The organism is Pseudomonas sp. P4_C1, from assembly GCF_056402155.1.
In genome coordinates this window covers 19,476-41,774 of the sequence record NZ_JBFUHY010000002.1, presented here as the reverse complement: position 1 = coordinate 41,774, position 22,299 = coordinate 19,476, and the positions used below count along the sequence as shown (strand labels likewise).

18 protein-coding genes and 1 tRNA gene are annotated in these 22,299 nt (G+C 58.3%); 7 read left to right on the top strand and 12 right to left on the bottom strand.

All coding sequences use genetic code 11. The features are described from left to right. Nucleotides 1–85: 85 nt before the first annotated feature. Nucleotides 86–547: an Lrp/AsnC family transcriptional regulator gene (locus AC1DU9_RS01670; protein WP_007980298.1), complete on the bottom strand. Its 462-nt coding sequence runs from the start codon at nt 545–547 to the stop codon at nt 86–88. A gap of 129 nt (nt 548–676) precedes the next feature. Here AC1DU9_RS01670 and AC1DU9_RS01665 point away from each other — a divergent pair, with 129 nt between their 5' ends. Continuing rightward, the gene (locus AC1DU9_RS01665; RefSeq protein ID WP_223456920.1) at nt 677–1,357 is read left to right on the top strand and encodes a zinc metalloprotease; all 681 of its coding nucleotides are present in this window, start codon (nt 677–679) and stop codon (nt 1,355–1,357) included. A 91-nt stretch (nt 1,358–1,448) separates the two neighbouring features. On the opposite strand, the gene AC1DU9_RS01660 is transcribed toward AC1DU9_RS01665, so the two are convergent. Next, nucleotides 1,449–1,757, bottom strand: a complete 309-nt coding sequence (locus AC1DU9_RS01660; protein WP_223456922.1) for a DUF3077 domain-containing protein — start codon at nt 1,755–1,757, stop codon at nt 1,449–1,451. 528 nt (nt 1,758–2,285) lie between these two features. Between AC1DU9_RS01660 and AC1DU9_RS01655 the strand changes: the two genes are divergently transcribed. Genes AC1DU9_RS01655 through AC1DU9_RS01645 form a run of 3 tightly spaced genes read left to right on the top strand, consistent with a single transcriptional unit; the run spans nt 2,286 to nt 4,451 of the window. Then, on the top strand, nt 2,286–3,080 hold the full coding sequence (locus AC1DU9_RS01655; RefSeq protein ID WP_411740679.1) for a MarR family transcriptional regulator: 795 nt from the start codon (nt 2,286–2,288) through the stop codon (nt 3,078–3,080). A 1-nt stretch (nt 3,081) separates the two neighbouring features. Beyond that, nucleotides 3,082–3,783, top strand: a complete 702-nt coding sequence (locus AC1DU9_RS01650; RefSeq protein WP_223456924.1) for a hypothetical protein — start codon at nt 3,082–3,084, stop codon at nt 3,781–3,783. After that, entirely contained in the window at nt 3,780–4,451 is a 672-nt protein-coding gene (locus tag AC1DU9_RS01645) for a serine/threonine protein phosphatase (protein ID WP_223456926.1), read from the top strand. Before AC1DU9_RS01650 ends, AC1DU9_RS01645 begins: the two co-directional genes overlap by 4 nt. Before the next feature lie 161 nt (nt 4,452–4,612). On the opposite strand, the gene AC1DU9_RS01640 is transcribed toward AC1DU9_RS01645, so the two are convergent. From AC1DU9_RS01640 to rpsU, 5 genes are all read right to left on the bottom strand, one after another. Beyond that, nucleotides 4,613–4,689: transfer RNA gene (locus AC1DU9_RS01640), tRNA-Ile, on the bottom strand. Between the two features lie 15 nt (nt 4,690–4,704). Then, nucleotides 4,705–8,451, bottom strand: a complete 3,747-nt coding sequence (locus tag AC1DU9_RS01635) for a bifunctional diguanylate cyclase/phosphodiesterase (protein WP_223456928.1) — start codon at nt 8,449–8,451, stop codon at nt 4,705–4,707. 122 nt (nt 8,452–8,573) lie between these two features. Continuing rightward, nucleotides 8,574–10,421 (bottom strand): RNA polymerase sigma factor RpoD, encoded by a 1,848-nt coding sequence (gene rpoD, locus AC1DU9_RS01630; RefSeq protein WP_223456930.1) that lies wholly within the window; start codon nt 10,419–10,421, stop codon nt 8,574–8,576. A gap of 67 nt (nt 10,422–10,488) precedes the next feature. Continuing rightward, on the bottom strand, nt 10,489–12,456 hold the full coding sequence (gene dnaG, locus AC1DU9_RS01625; RefSeq protein WP_223456932.1) for a DNA primase: 1,968 nt from the start codon (nt 12,454–12,456) through the stop codon (nt 10,489–10,491). Between the two features lie 480 nt (nt 12,457–12,936). Beyond that, complete coding sequence (gene rpsU, locus AC1DU9_RS01620; protein ID WP_002551877.1) at nt 12,937–13,152, bottom strand: 30S ribosomal protein S21; 216 nt, start codon at nt 13,150–13,152, stop codon at nt 12,937–12,939. A 199-nt stretch (nt 13,153–13,351) separates the two neighbouring features. Here rpsU and tsaD point away from each other — a divergent pair, with 199 nt between their 5' ends. Further along, nucleotides 13,352–14,377, top strand: a complete 1,026-nt coding sequence (gene tsaD / locus AC1DU9_RS01615) for a tRNA (adenosine(37)-N6)-threonylcarbamoyltransferase complex transferase subunit TsaD (RefSeq protein WP_223456933.1) — start codon at nt 13,352–13,354, stop codon at nt 14,375–14,377. Between the two features lie 23 nt (nt 14,378–14,400). On the opposite strand, the gene plsY is transcribed toward tsaD, so the two are convergent. Continuing rightward, nucleotides 14,401–14,970, bottom strand: a complete 570-nt coding sequence (gene plsY / locus AC1DU9_RS01610) for a glycerol-3-phosphate 1-O-acyltransferase PlsY (RefSeq protein WP_477809670.1) — start codon at nt 14,968–14,970, stop codon at nt 14,401–14,403. A gap of 74 nt (nt 14,971–15,044) precedes the next feature. Between plsY and folB the strand changes: the two genes are divergently transcribed. Then, complete coding sequence (folB, locus tag AC1DU9_RS01605; protein WP_477809669.1) at nt 15,045–15,401, top strand: dihydroneopterin aldolase; 357 nt, start codon at nt 15,045–15,047, stop codon at nt 15,399–15,401. Continuing rightward, nucleotides 15,392–15,910: a 2-amino-4-hydroxy-6-hydroxymethyldihydropteridine diphosphokinase gene (folK, locus tag AC1DU9_RS01600; protein ID WP_477809668.1), complete on the top strand. Its 519-nt coding sequence runs from the start codon at nt 15,392–15,394 to the stop codon at nt 15,908–15,910. Before folB ends, folK begins: the two co-directional genes overlap by 10 nt. A gap of 82 nt (nt 15,911–15,992) precedes the next feature. On the opposite strand, the gene AC1DU9_RS01595 is transcribed toward folK, so the two are convergent. The 4 genes from AC1DU9_RS01595 to AC1DU9_RS01580 all read right to left on the bottom strand — a co-directional run bounded on the left by AC1DU9_RS01595 (nt 15,993) and on the right by AC1DU9_RS01580 (nt 22,242). Continuing rightward, the gene (locus AC1DU9_RS01595) at nt 15,993–17,222 is read right to left on the bottom strand and encodes a multifunctional CCA addition/repair protein (protein WP_477809667.1); all 1,230 of its coding nucleotides are present in this window, start codon (nt 17,220–17,222) and stop codon (nt 15,993–15,995) included. A 63-nt stretch (nt 17,223–17,285) separates the two neighbouring features. After that, nucleotides 17,286–18,848, bottom strand: coding sequence for a SpoVR family protein (locus tag AC1DU9_RS01590; RefSeq protein WP_477809666.1), 1,563 nt, complete (start codon nt 18,846–18,848; stop codon nt 17,286–17,288). Next, a complete protein-coding gene (locus tag AC1DU9_RS01585; protein WP_223456942.1) occupies nt 18,845–20,116 on the bottom strand; it encodes a YeaH/YhbH family protein in 1,272 nt (423 codons plus the stop codon). Before AC1DU9_RS01585 ends, AC1DU9_RS01590 begins: the two co-directional genes overlap by 4 nt. A 203-nt stretch (nt 20,117–20,319) precedes the next feature. Next, nucleotides 20,320–22,242: a PrkA family serine protein kinase gene (locus AC1DU9_RS01580; protein ID WP_218431083.1), complete on the bottom strand. Its 1,923-nt coding sequence runs from the start codon at nt 22,240–22,242 to the stop codon at nt 20,320–20,322. Nucleotides 22,243–22,299: the final 57 nt, after the last annotated feature.

Sequence of the window (22,299 nt, the reverse complement as noted above, 5' to 3'; positions counted from 1 at the left end):
TCTGGTAATGCACACTGTCCCCTGTGGGAGCGAGCTTGCTCGCGATAGCGCCAGTTCAGTCACAGATGAACCCAGGCCTGAAAACTCAAACCGGCTGCCCCCGATCAATCTTGCTGCTCAAGATGATCGAGGTCGTGGTCTTCTCCACCCCATCCACACTGCCAATCTGATCCAGCAACTGATCCAGCTGCTCCGGTGAATCGGTGCGCAACCACGCCACATAATCAAACTCGCCACTCACCGCACACAATTGCTGCACCTGCGCCATTGCACTCAGGCGTCGCAACACCTCCTTGCCGGAACGCGGTTGCACAGTGATCCCGACATACGCCTGCAGCCCGCCATCCACCACCCGCTGACCGAGGCGCACACCGTAGCCGGTGATCACTTTGGCCTTTTCCAGCCGCGCCAGACGCGAGGTGACCGTGGTACGGGCGATGCCCAACTGCCGGGCAAGCATGGCCACGCTCTCGCGGGCGTTGATCTGCAGGGCTGCGATCAGTTGGCGATCGATTTCGTCGAGAACAGGGGGGCGAGTGTCGGGCAACGGCGTGGCTCCAGAGGCATGAATCAATGGTCAAGCATGTTACAGGCTCGTTCGACGCGACGCTTGTGGCCGAAAGAGAGGGGGGCAATCGACTAAGATTGATGCAGTCGAGGGTGAGAGGCCAAGGACATGACAACAAAGCTACCTGCTGCTGTGCGGGACCGTGCATTGCAGATCGCCCATCACGAAATGGGGCACTACGTGGTGGCCCGCGCCCTGGGATTTGAAACGGGCGGCGTGACGCTGACAGTGACCAAGGATTTGCGGCACCAGGGAGGGGCCTCCATTACCTTGGTGCGCCCAATTTCGTCGATGGAAGCCATGAAGGAACATCTGGAAGCCCGGATGATGGTGCTCCTGGCTGGCGCAATGGCGCAGACCCTGCCTTCAAAGCCTTCAGCCGCAAAACGCGTCGACAAGCGCAAAGCCGCTGCCATCCTCAAAGGCGAGCAAGGGGCGGAACAGGATTACGCAAAAATCAGGGAGCTTCAGCATCTGCTGCGTAACATCGCCTATCCCGATACCGATCCAGCGTCGTCTGAACGCATAACGGCGCAGCTCAAAGCGATGGCTGATCGGGTGTGGGGTCGGACGCAAAAAATCATCGAGGATCAGGCCGGGACGATTGCCGAATTGGCTGTGGCGCTGGTGGACGGTATGGCTCTAGTGGAGCAATGGGGGCGGGCGGCGGATACGTATGAGGTCGTGTTGACGGGGCAGATGCTGGAACGGCTGCGGGCAGTGCAGGCCATACCTTCGTTACGTGTTTGGACTGACAGCTGCAGCGATGTCGTTCAGCACTGGAGGTAGCGAAGGGCGAAAAGTCTGGTGCTATCAGTCCCAAAAAGGGAACGCTCGGTCCCTTTTTGGGACTTTTCAGGCTGCGTGATTACGCGTTGTTCTATCGATCTGCTTCAGCTCTCGTTTGAACAGACCGCCGCGTCAGCACTTTCGCCACATCATCAATCACCGCTTTGCTCATCGTCGTCAGGTAATGCGCGGCCCAGGCGTGGCGGTCGGAGTCTTGGGCGTAGGCGGCGTCAATGGTCAGGGACTTGGCGAGGAACAGCAGGTCGGAGGCTTGGGCCAGGGCGTCGGCGATGGGGACGTCGCGGCAGACGTGGAACAGGGGTTGATTCGAGAGATACAGGAAGGGGGTGAAACCGATGGTTTTGAGTTCTGAGGGCGAGGGCGGATCAGTTTTAGTCATGGTCGTACTCCAAGATTAGAGTAGTCGCCACGTTCGTTTCCAAGCGAATGGGTGGCGGCTGTGCGCAGGTTGGAAAACCGGGGACCACAGAACCGGCACGCCCGAAGGCGTCCCGCACACAGCTGCCATAACACAAAATTCGCAGTAGTAAAAAACGTCTGGAATCGTGGTAGGAGTACAGTTGCACTGTGATCCGACGGGTTTCCAAGCCCGATCGCTGAATGGTCAGCGACGTCCGGAGACTATCCCGTCGAAGAAACGCGCAACAAGGCGGCAATGTGCCCAAATAGAAGATTCGGAGTTTGCCTACAAGGTCCTAAGGCGTCATCTGATATTTCGACACCTTAAGTAAACAAAACTAAACAATCAGGCAAAACAGCGGCATATGAACGAGGCGTTTAAGTTTTACGTATAAGCCCAAGTGCGGTCGCACAGCCTCCAATCAGTACCGACACGATAATCGGGGCGGTCGTAAAATGGCTTGACTGGAAAACTTTTCTTGTGCGACAAGTGTCCACGTTTTATGGAATGTGGACAGTGGGGCTTTTGGAGTTCATGAAGAGTCAAGATATTTTGCTTCTTTTTAAAATGGCTAGCCTCCACGCGCAGGAGGAGAAGCTATTTGGAAGAATGGAATCGGAGTCAATGGCGGATTTATTTGAACCGCTGCTGGAACCCGGTGTGAGCCCACCAATGGTGGCTGGCGATCCGGTGGGTCGCGCATTGGCTGCTCACAATCCTGATCCTGAAGACACAGTTTATCGCGTGCAGGAGCTTGATAACCCCAGGGGCGATGCTGACAAGTGGGAGGGGTGGTCGGACGCGGTTCCATCCCCTCCAGTGTCGAGCTGGATTGAAAGTTACTCCTTGCGCGCACTCTCGGCATCTCTTGGCCTGAGTAAAAGTGAGGTTTCGAACTCGATGGCACGGTGTCGTGAGGCGGGGTTGCTCACCAACGACTACGACACCGCTCTTCCGAAGGTGAACCGCCGAGAGCTCGTGAAAATCACGGAGCATGCCCTCAAATACTTTTACCCGGTAAAGCCAGGTGCAATTGTTCGCGGCATCCCCACCGGCTTTGCAGCGCCGGCGCTGTCCAAGAGCCTTAAAAGTGCGGGTGGGCTCATTCCAGTTTGGCCTGATGCTTTCGGGAGTGAGCGCGGTCAGGCGATTGAGCCGCTCTACAAAACCGTTCCAGACGCGGTGAAGAAGGACCGAACCCTTTATCATTACTTGGCGCTCGTTGATGCGATCCGCGTTGGCGGACCGAGAGAGTGCGCAGTAGCGGTCAACATACTCAAGGCAGGGATGGGGCTGAAATAAGATGGCTTCAAATGCTGACCATAATTACGAGCTGATCGAGTATGTGGCTGAAGGTCTGGGCAAAGAATTATTGACTGAAGTTGCCTTTGTCGGTGGATGCACGACGGCAATGCTGGTGACCGACACCGCTGTCATGGATGACATCCGGTTTACTGATGATGTCGACTTGGTAATCGAGTTGGCGGGTGTTAGTGCCTGGCAACGCCTCACAGAACGCCTGGCGGCCAAAAAATTCAAAATCACAGGGGAAGACGAGGTCAACTGTCGATTTCGTTTCAACGATGTCATCGTGGATGTGATGCCTTCGGATCCGGCTGTTCTCGGCTATGCGAACCGTTGGTTCGTGGAAGGGCTCGCTCACGCTGTGAAGTTCGCGCTACCCAGTGGTCTAGAGATACAGATCTTCAAGTCGACTTACTTTCTTGCTACGAAGCTGGAAGCCTTCAGCGGGCGCGGAGAAGGCGATCCTTATCACAAGGATGTCGAGGACATCGTTATCCTGATTGATGGGCGTCCGGAGCTGTTGGAGGAGGTCCGAGGGGCGGAAACTGAATTGCTGCAGTTCATCGCCAAGGGAGTTGGTGAGCTGCTTAGGCTCAGTGGCATCGACTATGCGATTCAAAGCTCAGGCTCGGTTCGGGCAAACCCCGCTCGTGGCATGCTCATCCATCAGCGTATGAAGGATCTGAGCCTGCTCGCATGAGATACGAAATCAGATCGGTAAAAGGGCGAGCCCGAGAAGCCAACCATGATTGCGCTGGCGCGGTATTCGATGGCGTGAGGGGGCTGTTTGTTGTCGTGGATGGCACTTCGAAGCCCGGTAGCGGCCAGTTGGCCCATGGATTTGTGCAAGCAGTGATGGATGCCTGCCAGGCCCGTATTAGTCAAGGCGCTGAAGACACTACTCATAGTGACGTCCAGCAGCTGCTACGGTCTGTACTTACAGATTTACACGCTCCACTGTTTGCTAAGCAGACCGGTACAACAAGCTACTTGGTTGGTATTGCTTCTCATGGGCAGCTCACCCTTGCATATGAGGGCGACTGTTCATGTGGTGTTGCCGGTGCGGAGGGTGGAATCGAGTGGTTCACACCACCGCATTGCAAGGCGAACTGGAGGCGCGACCGATCACATCGGGAACTTGCGCTTGATCCGGCCCGCCATCTGATCACCCGTTGCTATAGGGCCAACCGTTCCCCGGATCCAGATTTTGTTTTCCGTTCAGTGGCTGCAGGCGAGCGCCTGGTGTTCGCAACGGATGGCTTCTGGGCGGAGCTGACCGACGCTCGACAGGATGACGTGCTTGCAGCTCCTGCCATTGCAATCACTGATGTAGACGATGATGTGACTTGGATTGATGTGAGGCTGTAAAACATTGCGAGCTGGCCGGTTTTTTCATTGAAGGCGCGCCACTTGCGTATGAAGTGGGTCGAAGGGCTTGAAATGGGGCCGAAGTCATTCCAGCTGAAGAGTTCCAGTCGCTCCCACCGACCAGACACGAAAAAGCCGCGTAAAAACGCGGCTTTCTTGTTTGGTGGGCCCACACGGACTTGAACCGTGGACCAAAGGATTATGAGTCCTCTGCTCTAACCAACTGAGCTATAGGCCCTCAGTAGGCCGCGGATTATAACGACGGTTTCGCGGCTGTGCTATCTGAAAAAACCATTACGGTTGTACGAAGAAATGTCGCGGCAAATTCGTCCGCCGTCAGGGGCAGGCTGACGATGTAGCCCTGGATTTGTTCGCAGCCCTCAGCGGCGAGGAATTGTTGTTGCGCCAGGGTCTCGACCCCTTCGGCAATCACGGTGAATGGCATGCTGCGTCCGAGCGCTATGATGGCCCGGACGATCGCCGCATCATGGGGATCGTCCGGCAGGCCGCGGACGAAGGACTGATCGATCTTGAGGATGTCCAGTGGCAGACGCTTGAGGTAACTCAGGGACGAGTAACCGGTGCCGAAGTCATCGATGGCCAGTTGCACGCCCAGATGTTTGAGTTGGTGCAGCACCGCCAGCGCTTCTTCGGCCTGGCTCATGATGAAGTTTTCGGTGATTTCCAGTTGCAGGAAGCCGGGGTTGAGGCCGTTGTCCTTGAGTAGCTGCTCGATACGGCCCAGCAGGTTGGGTTGGCGCAATTGGGCGCCGGCAAGGTTGACCGACAGCGGGCCGGGACTTCTGTACAGCCGGTGCCATTCGGCCATCTGCCGGCAGGCGGTTTCCAGGACCCAGTCGCCGATTTGCAGGATCATGCCGTTTTCTTCAGCCAGCGGGATGAAGTGTTCTCGCGGCACGTCGCCAAAGGTCGGATGGCGCCAACGGATCAGGGCTTCGGCACCGACCAGGCTGTAGTCTTCGAGGCTGATTTTCGGTTGGTAGCACAGGTGCAACTCATTGCGTTCGATGGCGCGGCGCAGTTCGTGTTCCAGTGCCACGCGTTCGCTGGCCTGGGCGGTGAGGTCGCGGGTGTAGCTTTCGACACGGTTGCGGCCCTTGGCCTTGGAGCGGTACATCGCGGCGTCGGCGTTCTTGATCAGTGTGGCAACGTCGCAACCATCCTTCGGATAGAGGCTTGTGCCGATGCTGGCGCTGATGAAAAACTCGTGTTCGCCGGCCTGGAACGGCGCGGCGAAACAATTGAGCAACTTGGTGGCGATGTGGTCGGCATCGCTGGATTGTTGCAGGCCCGGCAGCAGGATAATGAATTCGTCACCGCCCAGGCGCGCTACGGTGTCGATATCGCGCAACTGCTCCTTGAGGCGTACGGCAATGCCCTTGAGCAGCAGGTCGCCGACCGGGTGGCCGAGGCTGTCGTTGATGTGCTTGAAGCGGTCGAGGTCGAGGAACAGCACAGCGCCCTGGCCACCGTTTTCCTGCTGGCTGTTGAGCGCAGTCAGCAAGCGGCTTTCGAATAGTGTGCGGTTTGGCAGGCCGGTCAGCGGGTCGTGGTGTGCCTGGTAGTCGAGTTTGGCCTGGGCATGCTTGAGGCTGGAAATGTCGGCGAACACCGCGACAAAGTGGGTGATGAACTTGTCGCGGTTGCGCACGGCACTGATGGTCAGCCAGCTCGGGTACAGCTCGCCATTCTTGCGCCGATTGGAAATCTCGCCTTGCCAATGACCTTCGGCGGTCAATTGATGCCACATGGCCGCGTAGAATGCGCTGTCATGCAGGCCCGAGGCGAGCAGGCGCGGCGTGTGGCCCAGCGCTTCGCTTTCGCTGTAACCGGTGATTTCGGTAAACGCACGGTTGACCGCGCTGATGTGCTGTTGGGTATCGGTGATCAACACGCCTTCGGCGGTGCTTTCGAACACGGTGGCGGCCTGTTGCAGTTTTTCCTGCATCAGGTGCCGCTCGGTGATGTCCCGGGCGATGGTCAGCATGCAGTCCTCATCGCCAATCGGCAGCGGACGGCTGGACACTTCACAAAGGCGGATCAGCCCGTCGCTGCGGCGGATATGGCAGCTGAAATCGCGAACAAAACCGTCGCGGTGCAGCAGATCGAGCATTTGCTTGCGTTCATTGAGGTTGACCCAGATTCCCAGGTCCAGCGCTGAACGATCCACCGACATGGCGCTGTTGAACCCGGTGATGCGGCTAAAACCCTCGTTGACCTCCAACAGCAAGCCATCGCTTTGCCGGGACAGCAGCAAGCCGTCGGGGGAGGCATGGAAGGCCTTGGCGAATTTTTCTTCGGAAGTTTGCAGCTGTTGCTGGGTTTCCTTGAGCTGGGTGATATCCCGCACCACGACCACCAGTGCCGGTGTCATGTCGAGGTTGAACGGTTCTGCAGAGATCAGGCCGGTAAACACCTGGCCGTTGCTGCGACGAAAGGGCATTTCCAGGTTGCGGATGCTGCCGGCCTGCAAGCGTTGCAACAGGCCTGGTCCAACACCGGGAATCCCCCAGATGTTCAGGTTGGTGGCGGTCTGGCCAACGACGTCCTCGGCCTTGAGGCCGATCTGTTCTTCGAATGCTTCGTTGACTTCCAGCAGGCAACCGTCGCTCAGGCGCGCGATCACCAGAATGTCCGGGCATTGCTGGAACACGGATGCGAATTTCTGTTCCGACAGGCGCAATGCTTCTTCGGTGCGCTTGGCGTCGGTGATATCGATCATCAACCCGCGCAGCACCGGCTCATGCCCGTGTTCGATCAGGCTGACGATATCGCGCACCCACAGGCAGCGGCCGTCGGCGGTGATCACCCGGTAGTCGAGGCGGTGATCGCGCCCGGCCAGCACTTCGTGATCGCAGAAGGTCTGGGCGCGGGTCAGGTCGGCGGGGTGAATGATGTTGCGCCAGAAGCCCGGAATCAGCCAATGGGACAGGGGATAACCGAGAAGGTCTTCGGCGTGGGGCGATACATAGCTGTAGGTGAAGTCGGTGACTTTTGCTTCCCAGGCGATGGCCGACAGGCTCTCCACCAGGCCGCGGTAGTGGTATTCGCTGCTGCGCAGTTCCTGTTCAAGGTCGACCCGGCGGGCGATTTCCGAGCTCAAGCGGCGGTTGATGCGGATAACCACCGCCAGTACGGTAGTCAGCAGCAGCAATCCGGGCAGGCCATACACCAGCAGGTCATTCCAGAAAGTTCGATGATCGAGGACGTTGCCGACCCAATGCTCTTGAATGGCGCTGACTTCAGCGGGGCTCATGTCTGCCAGGACTTTGTCGAGAATACCGACGAGCATTTGGTTGTTGCGAGGTACCGCCATGGCCAGTTGATAGCGATAGGGGGTTTCACCGCTGACATACAACCCATCGAGCCTGAGTTGGCGCAGGCTCCAGACGCTGGACGCCAGATCGCCCACCACTGCGTCCACTGCGTCAGTGGCCAGTGCCTGCAATGCCGAGCTGACGTTGGGCATCGCTACCAGGTTCAGGTCGGGATGGTGGGTGCGCAGCAGCTCGTGGGGGGCGTAGTTTTCCACCACGGCGATTTTCAGGCCGTACAGTTCTTGCAGGTTATGTGGCTGGGGGCCCCCGACATGGGCCAGGATGACAATCGGAAAATCCAGATAGGGACGGGTGAACGACAGGTATTTCTGGCGTTCCGGGGTCGACATGATGCCCGGTAGCAGGTCCAGTTTGCCCTTTTTGGCTTGTTCCAGGACGGCGGTCCAGCTCACTGGCTCGATGGGGGTGAGCCGGATTGCCAGCCTTTTGCGGATGACCTCGATGTAATCCGCGGCAAGGCCCTGGTAGCGGCCCTCATCGTCGCGAAACTCGAAGGGCGGCCATGATGCATCGACACCCAGGCGCAAGTCCGGGTGAGCCGCCAGCCAGCTACGTTCTTCGTCGGTTAGAGTCAGCGCGCCAGCCGTTGCGGTCCAGGTCATCAGCGACAGCAAAAAAAGCACGGTCGGCAGTCTGGGCATAACGGTCTCGTTATGGCTCGGGGGAATGTTTCGAGTGTAGACGGCTACAGGGCGGAGGGGGGGAGCGGGGGGATTTAATCTGTACAAAGCAAAACCCCCGGCCTGGGCCGGGGGTTCTGTGATCACTCGTCGAGGAAGGAGCGCAGATGCTCGCTTCTCGTCGGGTGGCGCAGCTTGCGCAGCGCCTTGGCTTCGATCTGACGAATCCGCTCACGGGTCACGTCGAACTGCTTACCAACCTCTTCGAGGGTGTGGTCGGTATTCATGTCGATACCGAAGCGCATGCGCAGTACCTTGGCTTCACGGGCAGTGAGGCCGGACAGCACTTCGCGAGTCGCTTCTTTAAGGCTCTCAACGGTTGCAACATCGATTGGCGACTGCATGGTCGAGTCTTCGATGAAGTCACCCAGATGGGAGTCTTCGTCATCACCGATCGGGGTTTCCATGGAGATCGGCTCTTTTGCGATCTTCAATACCTTGCGGATTTTGTCCTCAGGCATTTCCATGCGTTCGCCCAGCTCTTCCGGGGTCGGTTCGCGACCCATTTCCTGCAGCATTTGCCGGGAAATGCGGTTGAGCTTGTTGATCGTCTCGATCATGTGCACCGGAATACGGATGGTGCGGGCCTGGTCGGCGATCGAGCGAGTGATCGCCTGACGGATCCACCAGGTGGCATAAGTCGAGAATTTGTAGCCGCGGCGGTATTCGAACTTGTCTACCGCTTTCATCAAGCCGATGTTGCCTTCCTGGATCAGATCGAGGAATTGCAGGCCACGGTTGGTGTACTTCTTGGCGATCGAGATCACCAGACGCAAGTTGGCTTCAACCATCTCTTTCTTCGCGCGGCGGGCCTTGGCCTCACCGATCGACATGCGACGGTTGATGTCCTTGATCTCGGCGATGGTCAAACCGGTTTCGGTTTCCAGCGCGGTCAGCTTCTGCTGGCAACGGATGATGTCCGGCTGCAGACGACCAATGGCTTCGGCGTATTTGCCTTTGCCTTTGGCCAGGGCATCAGTCCAGCTTTCGTCGACTTCGTTGCCCGGGAACTGGCGCAGGAAATCGGCACGCGGCATGCGTGCATCACGAACGCAGAGCTGCATGATTGCGCGCTCTTGCTGACGCAGGCGATCCAGGGCACTGCGAACACGCTCGACCAGGCCTTCGAATTGCTTCGGCACCAGTTTGATCGGCATGAACAGCTCGGCCAGGGCCAACAGCTCGGCAATTGCTGCCTTATTGTTGCGACCGTGCTTTTTCAGCGCCTTGCGGGTGATTTCCATCTGATCGGCCACAGCGCCAAAGCGCTGAGCAGCGATGATCGGATCCGGACCGCTTTCGGCTTCTTCTTCGTCATCCGAGGCTTCGGCGTCATCGTCGTCAGAGTCGTCGTCCGCTTTTGCGGCCTTCGCGTCGATCGGCGGCGGCACTTCTGCCGCAGGTGGCGCGATGCCGTCGTCCGGGTCGATATAACCGCTCAGGACGTCAGACAGGCGACCACCTTCGGTGGTGACGCGGGTGTACTCGGAGAGAATATGATCAACCGTGCCAGGGAAGTGCGCGATTGCGCTCATCACCTCACGGATGCCCTCTTCAATACGCTTGGCGATTTCGATTTCGCCTTCACGCGTGAGGAGCTCCACCGTACCCATTTCGCGCATGTACATGCGCACCGGGTCGGTAGTGCGACCAATGTCGGTCTCGACCGCAGCCAACGCTGCAGCGGCCTCTTCGGCTGCGGCTTCGTCGGTATCGGCGTCGGCCAGCATAAGGGAATCCTTATCTGGCGCAACCTCGAATACGTTGATCCCCATGTCATTGATCATGCGGATGATGTCTTCCACCTGTTCCGGATCTGAAATATCCTCCGGCAGGTGGTCGTTGACCTCCGCGTAAGTCAGGTAGCCCTGCTCACGACCAAGGGTGATCAACTCTTTGATACGAGACTGCTGTTGCGCTTTTCCGGACATAACACCCTATCCACTGAAGGTCTTGGCGGGCAAAAAACAAGCCGAGGATTATACCTGAGCAATGACCTCACGCGCCAGTTGAGGTCGGGTTTGATGCGGAAACATTGCGACTCAAGAGGTCGCGCAGTTGATTTTTCTCTTCGCTGGTCAATTCGCTTTGACGCGCTTTTCGCAGAAGTTGTTCCAGGTTTCGCTCGCGTTGGCGGGCTGACAAGCTAGTAATGGTGTCGAAAAACTGTTGTTCAAGGTTATCTCCATCAATCAGCCATTCCTTTTCCGCCAGGGCCTTGAGCAAGCGGCCCTGTTCTGTGCCGTGCCAGCGCGCGATCAGTTGAATTGAGTTTAGCTTGGGATTCTTCTGCACAGCTTCGAGCAGCGCCACCAGCAATTGCGTGTTGGTGTGATCCTCGGCGGCGAAGTGCCCGGCATCCTCGACTTTTTCGGCCAGTTGCGGGTGATGCAGCAACGTGCGCAAGGCGGCGAGGGTCGGCGGTTCTACGGCGGCGGGCACCCGTGGCGTGCGGGGTTGATCGCGATCACCGCCCCGTTTGCCATTCTTGTCCCACGGTTTCTTGTCCCATTTCTTGCCTCCTGCACCGGGTTTCTTCGGCGTCCATTCCTGCTGCGGCGCATACATTTCCTGTGCCTGCGGCTGATGATAGTCGCTGTAATCGGGCATCGCGTCGTAATCGATGCTCGGGTCGTAAGCCGGCGGCGCTTCTTGCGGGGCGCTTTGTGCCAATTGACTCACCGCTTCGCCGCTCAGGCCGGTGATTTCGCTCAGGCGCTGACGCATCAGGGTGCGCAGGTTGGCGCCCGGGACTTTGTCGATCAGTGGCGCGGCGAGGGTGGCCATGTGGGCCTTGCCCTCGAGCGAGCGCGGGTCGGCTTCTTCCGTCAGCTGCTGGAAGAAATAATCGGCCAGAGGCTGCGCGTGCTGGTTGATCCGTGCGCGGAAGGCATCGGTGCCTTCAGAGCGGACCAGGGTGTCCGGGTCTTCGCCTTCGGGCAGGAACAGAAAGCGTGCACGACGACCGTCCTGCAGGCTCGAAAGTGTCGCCTCCAAGGCCCGCCATGCCGCATTGCGGCCGGCCTGGTCGCCGTCGAAGCAGAACAGCACGCTGGGCACGACGCGAAACAGCCGCTTGAGGTGTTCCTCGCTGGTGGCGGTGCCCAGGGTCGCGACGGCATTGCGCAGGCCTTGCTGGGCCAGGGCAATGACGTCCATGTAGCCCTCGACGACGATTATTTCGTCGAGGTTGCGGTTGGTCTTGCGTGCTTCGTACAGGCCGTAGAGTTCCTGGCCTTTATGGAAAACCGGGGTTTCCGGGGAGTTCAGGTACTTCGGCTTGTCGTCGCCCAATACCCGGCCACCGAAGGCGATGACGCGGCCGCGACTGTCGCGGATCGGAAACATCACGCGGTCGCGGAAACGGTCGTAGCGTTTGCCGCTTTCGGCGTTTTCGATCAGCAGGCCGGCATCGATCATGGCTTTTTGTTGCAGGGTATCGCTGCTCAAGTGCTTGAACAGGTTGTCCCAGCCAGGTGGAGCAAAGCCGAGGCCGAAGTCCCTGGCAATTTCGCCGGTCAGCCCGCGCCCTTTCAGATAGTCCACGGCGGCCTTGCGCGATGGATGGCTTTTCAGGGCTTGGCGATAAAAGTCGGCGGCAGCGGTGAGCAGCGGATACAGCGGCGAATCAGTCGGCTGCCGCGGTTTGTGCGGGCGGCCGCTTTCTTCGCGGGGAATTTCCATGCCGGCGGCTTTGGCCAGTTCTTCGACCGCCTGGACGAAATCCAGGTTGTCGTGGTCCATGATGAAGCCGAGGGCGTTGCCGCCAGCGCCGCAGCCGAAGCAGTAATAGAACTGCTTGTCGGGGCTGACGCTGAATGACGGAGTCTTTTCTTTGTGGAACGGGCAGCAGGCGGTGTGGTTCTTGCCGGCCTTTTTCAATTGCAGGCGCGAGCTGACCACATCGACGATGTCGGTGCGGTTCAGAAGGTCGTCAATGAAGCTCTGGGGAATTAGCCCGGCCATGGCGTTCTCGTCATCTGCGCTGAAAAGGGGTCCGAAACGTACGGCGACCGAACGCGGTCATTGTTTGAGGCGCGCAAAGTGTGCGGCTCGACCAGTGTCGTCTGCGTAATCGCTATCGGGAAGTGTATCTGCCGAAAATCCACTGACGTTAATGCCAATCAGTATTCGACTGTTTGAATGTGTTGCGCTGAATCCGCTGCGGCCAATCATAGGCCCCGGATAGCTCATCATCTGGCACGCAAGCAGGTGCCTTGGGCTGATCGTCGTGAGAGGAATCAGTGGGTGTGCTCGTCAGTAGCCTTGAAAGGCTCGTCAGAAAAGACGTGCACCGCTGGCAAAAGAGCCAGGTCTGACGCGGTGAAGCAGATTTGTCTCGGTCGCGTCTGCGGCTTTGACAGTGAAGCATCAAGCGTTTTACGCAATGCCATAAGCCCGGCTGAGGGCCGGGCTTGGCAGAAGCTTGCTACGATCGTCTGTGTATTAGTACAGACGAACGGCGCGGCGCTGTTCGCGCTGAACTTTCTTGGCGTGACGCTTAACAGCGGCTGCTGCTTTGCGCTTACGCTCAGAAGTTGGCTTCTCGTAAAATTCGCGGCTACGAACTTCAGCCAGTACACCGGCTTTTTCGCAGGAGCGCTTGAAACGACGCAGAGCTACGTCGAAGGGTTCGTTCTCTTTTACTTTGACGGCTGGCATCCAGAGCTACCTTCATTCATTACCGGGGTCAACATCCTCGCGGCAAAAGAGCACTTGAAGACGTCGGTTTTTAAGGGTTGCGGATGTTAACCCCTCAACGCTCGGAATGCAAAGCCTCTGATCGAAAACCGCTGGTCGGGGCATCACGCGACGACTATTATGCGCGCCTTCGAATTCAGCCTAAACAAGGCGCAAACCCATGCTAGTACTGGGATTAGAAACCTCCTGCGACGAAACCGGTGTCGCACTTTACGACAGTGAACGCGGCCTGCTGGCTGACGCGCTGTTCAGTCAGATCGACCTGCACCGTGCCTATGGCGGTGTGGTGCCGGAGCTGGCTTCGCGCGATCACGTCAAACGCATGCTGCCCTTGATCCGTCAGGTGTTGGCTGAGGCCGACTGCGTGCCGACCGAGATCGATGCGATCGCCTACACCGCGGGTCCTGGTCTGGTGGGCGCGTTGCTGGTAGGGGCTTCCTGTGCTCAGGCGCTGGCCTTTGCCTGGGGTATTCCGGCCCTTGGCGTGCATCACATGGAAGGCCACTTGCTGGCACCAATGCTGGAGTCGCAACCGCCGGAATTCCCGTTCGTCGCTTTGTTGGTGTCGGGTGGCCATACGCAACTGGTTCAGGTCGACGGAATTGGTCAGTACACGCTCCTGGGCGAAACCCTGGATGACGCTGCCGGCGAAGCCTTCGACAAGACGGCCAAGATGATGGGCCTCAATTATCCGGGCGGACCGGAGATCGCTCGCCTTGCAGAGCATGGCGTTGCAGGACGTTTTGTCTTCCCGCGTCCGATGTGCGACCGCCCGGGCCTGGATTTCAGCTTCAGCGGCCTGAAAACTTTTGCGTTGAACACCTGGCAGCAGTGCGTCAGCGCCGGGGACGACGGCCAGCAAGCCCAATGCGACATCGCGCTGGCGTTCCAGCAGGCCGTGGTGGAGACTTTGACCATCAAGTGCAAGCGCGCCCTGAAAGCCGCCGGCATGAAGCGCCTGGTGATCGCTGGGGGCGTCAGTGCCAACAAGGCGTTGCGCACTTCCCTGGAAAAAATGCTCGGCGACATGAAGGGCGATGTGTTTTATGCCCGTCCGCAGTTCTGCACCGATAACGGCGCGATGATCGCCTTTGCCGGCTGCCAGCGCTTGCAGGCCGGTCAGCAGGAAAGCCTGGCGATCAGTGTGCAGGCGCGTTGGCCGATGGAGCAGTTGTCGGCGTTGTGATGAATGGCGCTCATGCCCGGCAACTAAAAATGCCGTTCGCGCCCGGCAAACAGGTCGCGTAGATTGCCGCGATGGCGCCAGACGATCAGCCCGGTGAGCGTGCTCATGGGCAGCAGGGCCGCTGGTTCTTGCCAGGCCAGCAACGGCAGGGTCAGCGGTGTGGCGATCAGGGCGGCCAGGGAGCTGGTACGGGTCAGGTAGAACGTCAGGAGCCAGGCGCAGACTGCCAGAAGGGCTGCGGGCGGGTACAGTCCCAGTAACATGCCGGCAGCGGTGGCGACACCTTTGCCGCCGCGAAAGCGGAAGTACAACGGAAACAGATGGCCGATGACGGCATAGACGCCGATCCAGGCTTGCTCCTGTTGCGAAAGGCCCGCAAGACGCGCAATCAGTACCGGCAGCAGGCCTTTGCAAAGGTCGCCGAGCAGGGTCAGGATGGCGAGCTTCTTGCCGGCCAGGCGCAACATGTTGGTGGCACCGGCATTGCCAGAACCACTCATTCGCGGATCGGGGATACCGGTCAGGCGGCTGAGCAAAATGGCAAAGGACAGAGAGCCGAGCAGGTAGGCGAGGATCGCCAATAACCAAAACATGCTAACTATTCCGGGCGAGGAAGCCCTGATTCTAACGGCGCATTGCGCCCTTGTCGTGTAGCGGAGAGAAGTGCTTGGACAGAGTGTTTATCGAGGGCCTGGAAGTCGACACGGTGATTGGTGCCTACGACTGGGAGCGAAGCATCCGACAGTGCTTGCGTCTTGATCTGAGCTTCGCCTGGGATAATCGCCCGGCCGCAGCCGGTGATGACCTGACCCTGGCGCTCGACTACGCCAGTGTTTCCTCGCGCATTCAGGCGTTTGCCGAGCAGGCGCAGTTCCAGCTGGTTGAAACCTTTGCCGAGCGCCTGGTTGAAGTGCTGATGAACGAATTCAAGATCACCTGGGTGCGCCTCAAGCTGACCAAGCCAGGTGCGATTCCTGCCGCCACCGGCGGCGTGGGCGTGGAGATCGAGCGCGGATGTCGCTGACTCAGGTGTACCTCGGGCTCGGTAGTAATATCGAGCGTGAAACCCATTTGCGGGCGGGGCTCGATGCTTTGGCGGCGTTCCTTGTCGATATCCGCTGTTCGGCGGTGTTCGAAAGCCAGCCGGTGGGTATCAAGAGCGGGCCGTTCTTCAATTTCGTGGTGTCGGCGTATACCGATCTGCCATTGATGGAGCTGGATCGGCGGCTGAAATTCATCGAGGCAGATAACGGTCGTTATGCGCCGGATCGCCGAGGTTTGCCGCTGGATATCGACGTGTTGCTGTTTGGTGAACTGGTGGGCAACTTCGATGGCTTGATCTTGCCGCGGGCAGAAATTCTGAAAAATGCTTTTGTTCTGTGGCCGTTGTCGTTGATTGCGCCTGATCGGGTGCATCCGGGTGTAGGCAAGAGCTTTGCGACCTTGTGGGCCGAAGCGCAGATTGATCAGGTGTTGGCGCCAGTGGCTTTCGAATGGCGTGGTGAGCAGCTGACACCTTCAGATTTGATGTGACAGTTATGACGCCATCGCGAGCAAGCTCGCTCCCACAGGTAGGATGCAGTCCTTGTGGGAGCGGGCTTGCCCGCGAAGCTTTTCAGGTCGATGCACTTTCCTTGTAAGCTTTCAGCGCCTTCAGGCGCTCGCGCTTGATCGCCTCACCGAGTTCCGGTCCCTTGAATCCCTTTTCCAGCAATGGCTGAGCCGCCACGCTGCGAGCAGCAGTTGCCGCGCCGCGCAGATAATCCGCCTGTGGATAACTTCTTTCTTCCAGCCCCTTGCGCCCGCGCGCATCCATCTCGCATGCAGCAATGAACTCCTCGAACCGCTGTGGCCGACGGAAAACGTCGAAGCTTTGCAGCAGTTCCAGCAATGTCGATGGCTTCAGCTCATGGGCGCGATGCCCGTGGGTGTGATACTCGCCCACCAGCAGAGCCAGTTCCTGGCAGTCTCTCGGCACCTTGAAGCGTTCATTGACCGCTTTGATCAGCTTCAGCCCCTTGAACTCGTGGGCTATGTGTCTCGGCCATTCTTGCTCTGGCGTCAGGCCTTTGCCCAAGTCGTGCAGCAGGCAGGCCCAGCGTACGGTCAGTGGCTGTTTGTGTATGGCGGCTTGCTGCAAAACGCTCAGGGTGTGCGCGCCGGTATCGATTTCCGGGTGATGGGCCGGGGGTTGTGGTACGCCGAACAGCGCGTCGACCTCGGGTATCAGTACCTTGAGTGCGCCGCATGCGCGCAAAACCTCAACAAACACCTGTGGCTGATCTTCCATCAGTGCGCGGGAAATTTCCTTCCAGCTGCGCTCCGGGGTCAGCGCCTCAAGTTCGCCTGACTCGCTGAGTTGGCGCATCAACTCCAGGGTTTCCGGGGCAACGGTAAAACCCAGCGTCGCGTAGCGCGCCGCGAATCGGGCAACACGCAGGACCCTGAGCGGATCTTCGGCAAATGCCGGGGAAACATGGCGAAGCAGGCGTGCTTCGAGATCGCGCTGGCCGTGGTACGGGTCAGTCAGGTTTTGCTGATCGTCTTCGGCCATGGCATTGATGGTTAGGTCGCGACGGATCAAGTCTTCTTCGAGGGTGACTTCAGGGCTGGCGTGAAAAGTGAACCCGCCGTAACCGCGCCCGCTTTTGCGCTCGGTGCGGGCGAGGGCATATTCCTCGCCGCTTTTTGGATGAAGGAACACCGGGAAGTCCACACCCACCGGGCGAAAGCCCTTGGCGAGCATTTCTTCGGTGGTTGCGCCGACCACGACCCAGTCGATATCGGTAACCGGTTTGCCCAGCAGGCGATCACGTACTGCACCGCCGACCTTATAAATACGCATAAAAAACCTCCGTTAGCTCGACAGGATAACCGTTGCATCGAGCTTTCGGAGGCACAAACCGGATCAAAGATGGATGACGGCCAGGTCCAGGCGGCCGTAATCACCTTCGCTGTGATCACTTCTGGGTGGCACATGGTGGGTTTTCATCACCTGATCGCCTTGCAGGGTTTCCAGGTGAATATCGAAGCCCCAGAGGCGGTGCAGGTGTTTGAGTACTTCTTCGGTGGAATCACCCAGCGGTTTGCGGTCGTGTTGCTGGTGGCGCAGGGTCAGGGAGCGGTCGCCACGGCGGTCGATGCTGTAAATCTGCACGTTGGGCTCGCGATTGCCCAGGTTGTATTGCGCCGCCAGGGTTTCACGGATGATGCGGTAGCCTTCTTCATCGTGGATCGCTGGCACCAGCAGATCGTCTTTTTGGTCGTCATCGAGAATGCTGAACAACTTCAGGTCTCGGATCACCTTCGGCGACAGGTACTGCAGGATGAAGCTCTCATCCTTGAAGCTGCTCATGGCGAACTTGATGGTGGACAGCCAGTCGGTGCCGGCAATTTCCGGGAACCAGCGGCGATCTTCCTCGGTGGGTTCTTCGCACATGCGTCGGATGTCCCGGTACATGGCAAACCCGAGAGTGTAAGGGTTGATTCCGCTGTAGTAAGGGCTGTCGAAGCCCGGCTGAAAGACCACGCTGGTGTGGGATGTCAGGAATTCCATCATGAAGCCGTCGGTGACCAGACCTTCGTTGTACAGGTCATTCATCAGCGTGTAATGCCAGAACGTGGCCCAGCCTTCGTTCATCACTTGGGTCTGGCGTTGAGGGTAAAAATATTGAGCGATCTTGCGCACGATCCGCACGATTTCCCGTTGCCACGGCTCCAGTAGCGGAGCGTGTTTTTCGATGAAGTACAGGATGTTTTCCTGCGGCTCGGCGGGGAAGCGTGCATTGTCCTTGTCACTGTACTTGTCAGCGCCTTTTGGAATGGTGCGCCACAAATCGTTGATCTGCTTCTGCAAATGCTCTTCCCGATCCTTTTGCCGACGGCGTTCTTCCTCTGCGGAAATCGGATAAGGGCGTTTGTAGCGGTCGACCCCGTAGTTCATCAGCGCATGGCAGGAGTCGAGCAGGTCCTCGACCGCGTCGATGCCGTGGCGTTCTTCGCATTGCATGATGTACTGCTTGGCAAACACCAGGTAATCGATGATCGAACTGGCGTCGGTCCAGGTACGGAACAGGTAGTTGCCTTTGAAAAAGCTGTTGTGCCCGTAGCAGGCATGGGCCACCACCAGCGCCTGCATGCAGATGGTGTTTTCTTCCATCAAGTAGGCGATGCATGGGTCGGAGTTGATCACGATCTCGTACGCCAGCCCCATCTGGCCGCGGGTGTAGGATTTTTCAGTGCTGAGGAAATGTTTGCCGTACGACCAGTGGTGATAACCCAGCGGCATACCGACGGAAGCGTAGGCGTCCATCATCTGCTCGGCGGTGATAACTTCGATCTGGTTCGGGTACGTATCGAGGGCGTAACCCGCCGCAATACGACTGATTTCGCGGTCGTAGGCCTGGATCAGCTCGAACGTCCATTCGGAGCCGGTGGAAATGGGTTGGCGCTTCTGCTCTTTGGCGGTCATGTCACTAACCTGCGCTGGAAGAGTTCACGGAAGACCGGATAGATATCCCCGGCCGAGACCAGTTGTTGCTGGGCAAATGTGTCGGAAAAGGCTTCGGCAATGCGCTCGTATTCGAACCACAGGGCCTGGTGTTCGCGCGGGGTGATCTCAACGTAAGTGTAGTACTGCACGAATGGCATGATCTGGTTGATCAGGATGTCACGGCAGATCGGAGAGTCATCGTTCCAGTTGTCACCGTCGGAGGCCTGGGCGGCGTAGATGTTCCACTCGTTGCTCGGATAACGCTCGGCCATGATCTCCTGCATCAGTTTCAGGGCGCTGGAGACGATGGTGCCGCCGGTTTCCCGGGAGTAGAAAAATTCCTCCTCGTCCACTTCGCGGGCGCTGGTGTGATGGCGGATGAACACGACGTCGATCTTTTCGTAGTTCCGCTTGAGAAACAGGTACAGCAGGATAAAGAAGCGCTTGGCGATGTCCTTGGTCGCCTGGGTCATCGAGCCGGACACGTCCATCAGGCAGAACATCACGGCCTTGGAGCTGGGGTTGGGTTGCTTGATGAGCAGGTTGTACTTGAGGTCGAATGTGTCGAGAAACGGTATGCGGTGAATGCGCGCGCTGAGTTTTTCGATTTCAGCTTCTATTTCCTGAATATCGCCGAAATTATCTGGTTCTTCCAGCTTGATTCGCAGAAGTTCTTCCTTGGCTTCGCGCAGTTTCGCCCGGCTGCTGCCGGACAGGGCGATTCGCCGGGCGTGGGCTGAACGCAGGGTACGGATGATGTTGATCCGCGACGGGTTGCCCTCGTTACTGATCCCGGCCCGCACGGTCTTGAAGGTATCGGTGCCGGTCAGGTTGCGCTTGACCAGGTTGGGCAGTTCGAGATCCTCGAACATGAATTCGAGGAACTCTTCCTGGGTGATCTGAAAGACGAATTCGTCCATCCCTTCACCTGAATTGCCGGCCTTGCCGGGGCCTCGACCGCCACCGCCTCCCGGTGGCCGGGCGATATGTTCGCCACTGGTGAATTCCTTGTTGCCCGGGTGCACGACCGTCTGCTTGCCGCCGCGACCGTGGTGAAGCACCGGCTCGTCGATGTCGCGGCCGGGAATGCTGATTTGTTCGCCGTGTTCCATATCGGTAATGGAGCGCCGGCTGACCGCCTCTTCGACAGCCTTTTTGATGTGGTCACGGTAACGCCGCAGAAACCGCTGACGGTTCACCGTGCTCTTGTTCTTGCCATTGAGACGTCGGTCGATCACATAGCTCATGACTGCTCCTTAGAAGCTGTCCTGAAAGGGGCGAGCGGTGATACAGCATCGAACCGAGAGCCGAGGGATATTGAACGCTCCCCCAAGCGCTTTGGATGCTGCCTGAACTCGCTACCGACTTTCGAACACCTCCCAGAGGCCTGTGTAACAGAAAAGCCCACACAGGTCTCTGGCTGACGACAACCGGTCTGACCGGCAGCGGGTTATTGTGATTTTCTGACTCGCAGGTACCACTCGGACAGCAGTCGTACCTGTTTGTCGGTGTAACCGCGCTCGACCATCCGTGTGACGAAGTCGTTGTGTTTTTGCTGGTCCTCTTTGCTGGCCTTGGCATTGAAGCTGATGACTGGCAGCAGGTCCTCGGTGTTGGAGAACATTTTCTTCTCGATGACCACCCGCAGTTTTTCGTAGCTGAGCCAGGTCGGGTTCTTGCCGTTGTTGTTGGCCCGGGCACGCAGGACGAAGTTGACGATTTCGTTGCGGAAATCCTTCGGATTGCTGATGCCGGCCGGTTTCTCGATTTTCTCCAGTTCTTCGTTCAACGCTACGCGGTTGAGGATCTCGCCGGTTTCCGGGTCGCGGTATTCCTGGTCCTGGATCCAGAAGTCGGCGTACAGCACATAGCGATCGAAGATGTTCTGGCCGTACTCGCTGTAGGACTCGAGGTAGGCGGTCTGGATCTCCTTGCCGATGAATTCGATATAGCGCGGTGCCAGGTACTCCTTGAGGAAGCGCAGATAGCGTTCGCGGGTCTCCGCCTGGAACTGTTCCTGTTCGATCTGTTGTTCCAGCACGTAGAGCAAATGCACCGGGTTGGCGGCAATTTCGTGCGGATCGAAGTTGAACACCTTCGACAGGATCTTGAACGCGAAACGGGTGGAAAGACCGTTCATGCCTTCGTCGACACCGGCGTTGTCGCGGTATTCCTGGATTGACTTGGCTTTCGGATCGGTGTCCTTGAGGTTCTCGCCGTCGTACACGCGCATCTTCGAGTAGATGTTGGAGTTTTCCGGCTCCTTGAGGCGCGAGAGCACGGTGAACTGGGCCAGCATCTTCAGGGTATCCGGTGCGCAATGAGCCTTGGCCAGCGAGCTGTTGAACAGCAGCTTGTCGTAGATCTTCACTTCGTCACTGACCCGCAGGCAGTACGGCACTTTGACGATGTAGATCCGGTCGATGAAGGCTTCGTTGTTCTTGTTGTTGCGGAAGGTATGCCATTCCGATTCGTTGGAGTGGGCCAGCAGGATCCCGGTGAACGGAATCGCACCAAGACCTTCGGTGCTGTTGTAATTGCCTTCCTGGGTCGCCGTCAGCAATGGGTGCAGCACCTTGATCGGTGCCTTGAACATTTCGACGAATTCCATCAGGCCCTGGTTGGACCGGCACAGTGCGCCCGAGTAGCTGTAGGCATCGGCGTCGTTCTGGGGGAATTCCTCCAGTTTGCGGATATCGACCTTGCCCACCAGTGCCGAGATGTCCTGGTTGTTTTCATCGCCCGGTTCGGTCTTGGCCACGGCGATCTGGTTGAGGATCGACGGATAGAGTTTGACCACGCGGAACTGGCTGATGTCGCCACCGAATTCGGCCAGGCGCTTGGTGGCCCATGGCGACATGATGGTATTGAGATAGCGCCGTGGAATGCCGAAGTCTTCCTCGAGGATCGCGCCATCTTCGGTGGCGTTGAACAGACCCAAGGGTGATTCGAAAACCGGCGAGCCCTTGATCGCATAGAAGGGCACTTTTTCCATCAGTTGCTTGAGCTTTTCGGCCAGGGACGATTTACCGCCACCGACGGGGCCGAGCAGGTAGAGGATCTGTTTCTTCTCTTCCAGGCCCTGAGCGGCGTGCCGGAAATACGACACGATCTGGTCGATGCATTCTTCCATCCCGTGGAAGTCTTCAAAGGCCGGATAGCGGCGGATCACCTTGTTGGAAAAGATTCGCGACAGTCTCGAGTTGGTCGAGGTGTCGAGCAGCTCCGGTTCTCCGATGGCCAGCAGCAGACGCTCGGCGGCGGAAACATAGGCGCTGCGGTCCTTTTTGCACAGCTCCAGGTACTCTTGCAGAGAGAGTTCTTCCTGGCGTGTGGACTCGAAGCGTTGTTGGAAGTGGCTAAAGATACTCATGACGTCACCTCGCTCGATACGTGGAGCCGACGCCGGATCACTCAGTCGATGCTGGCA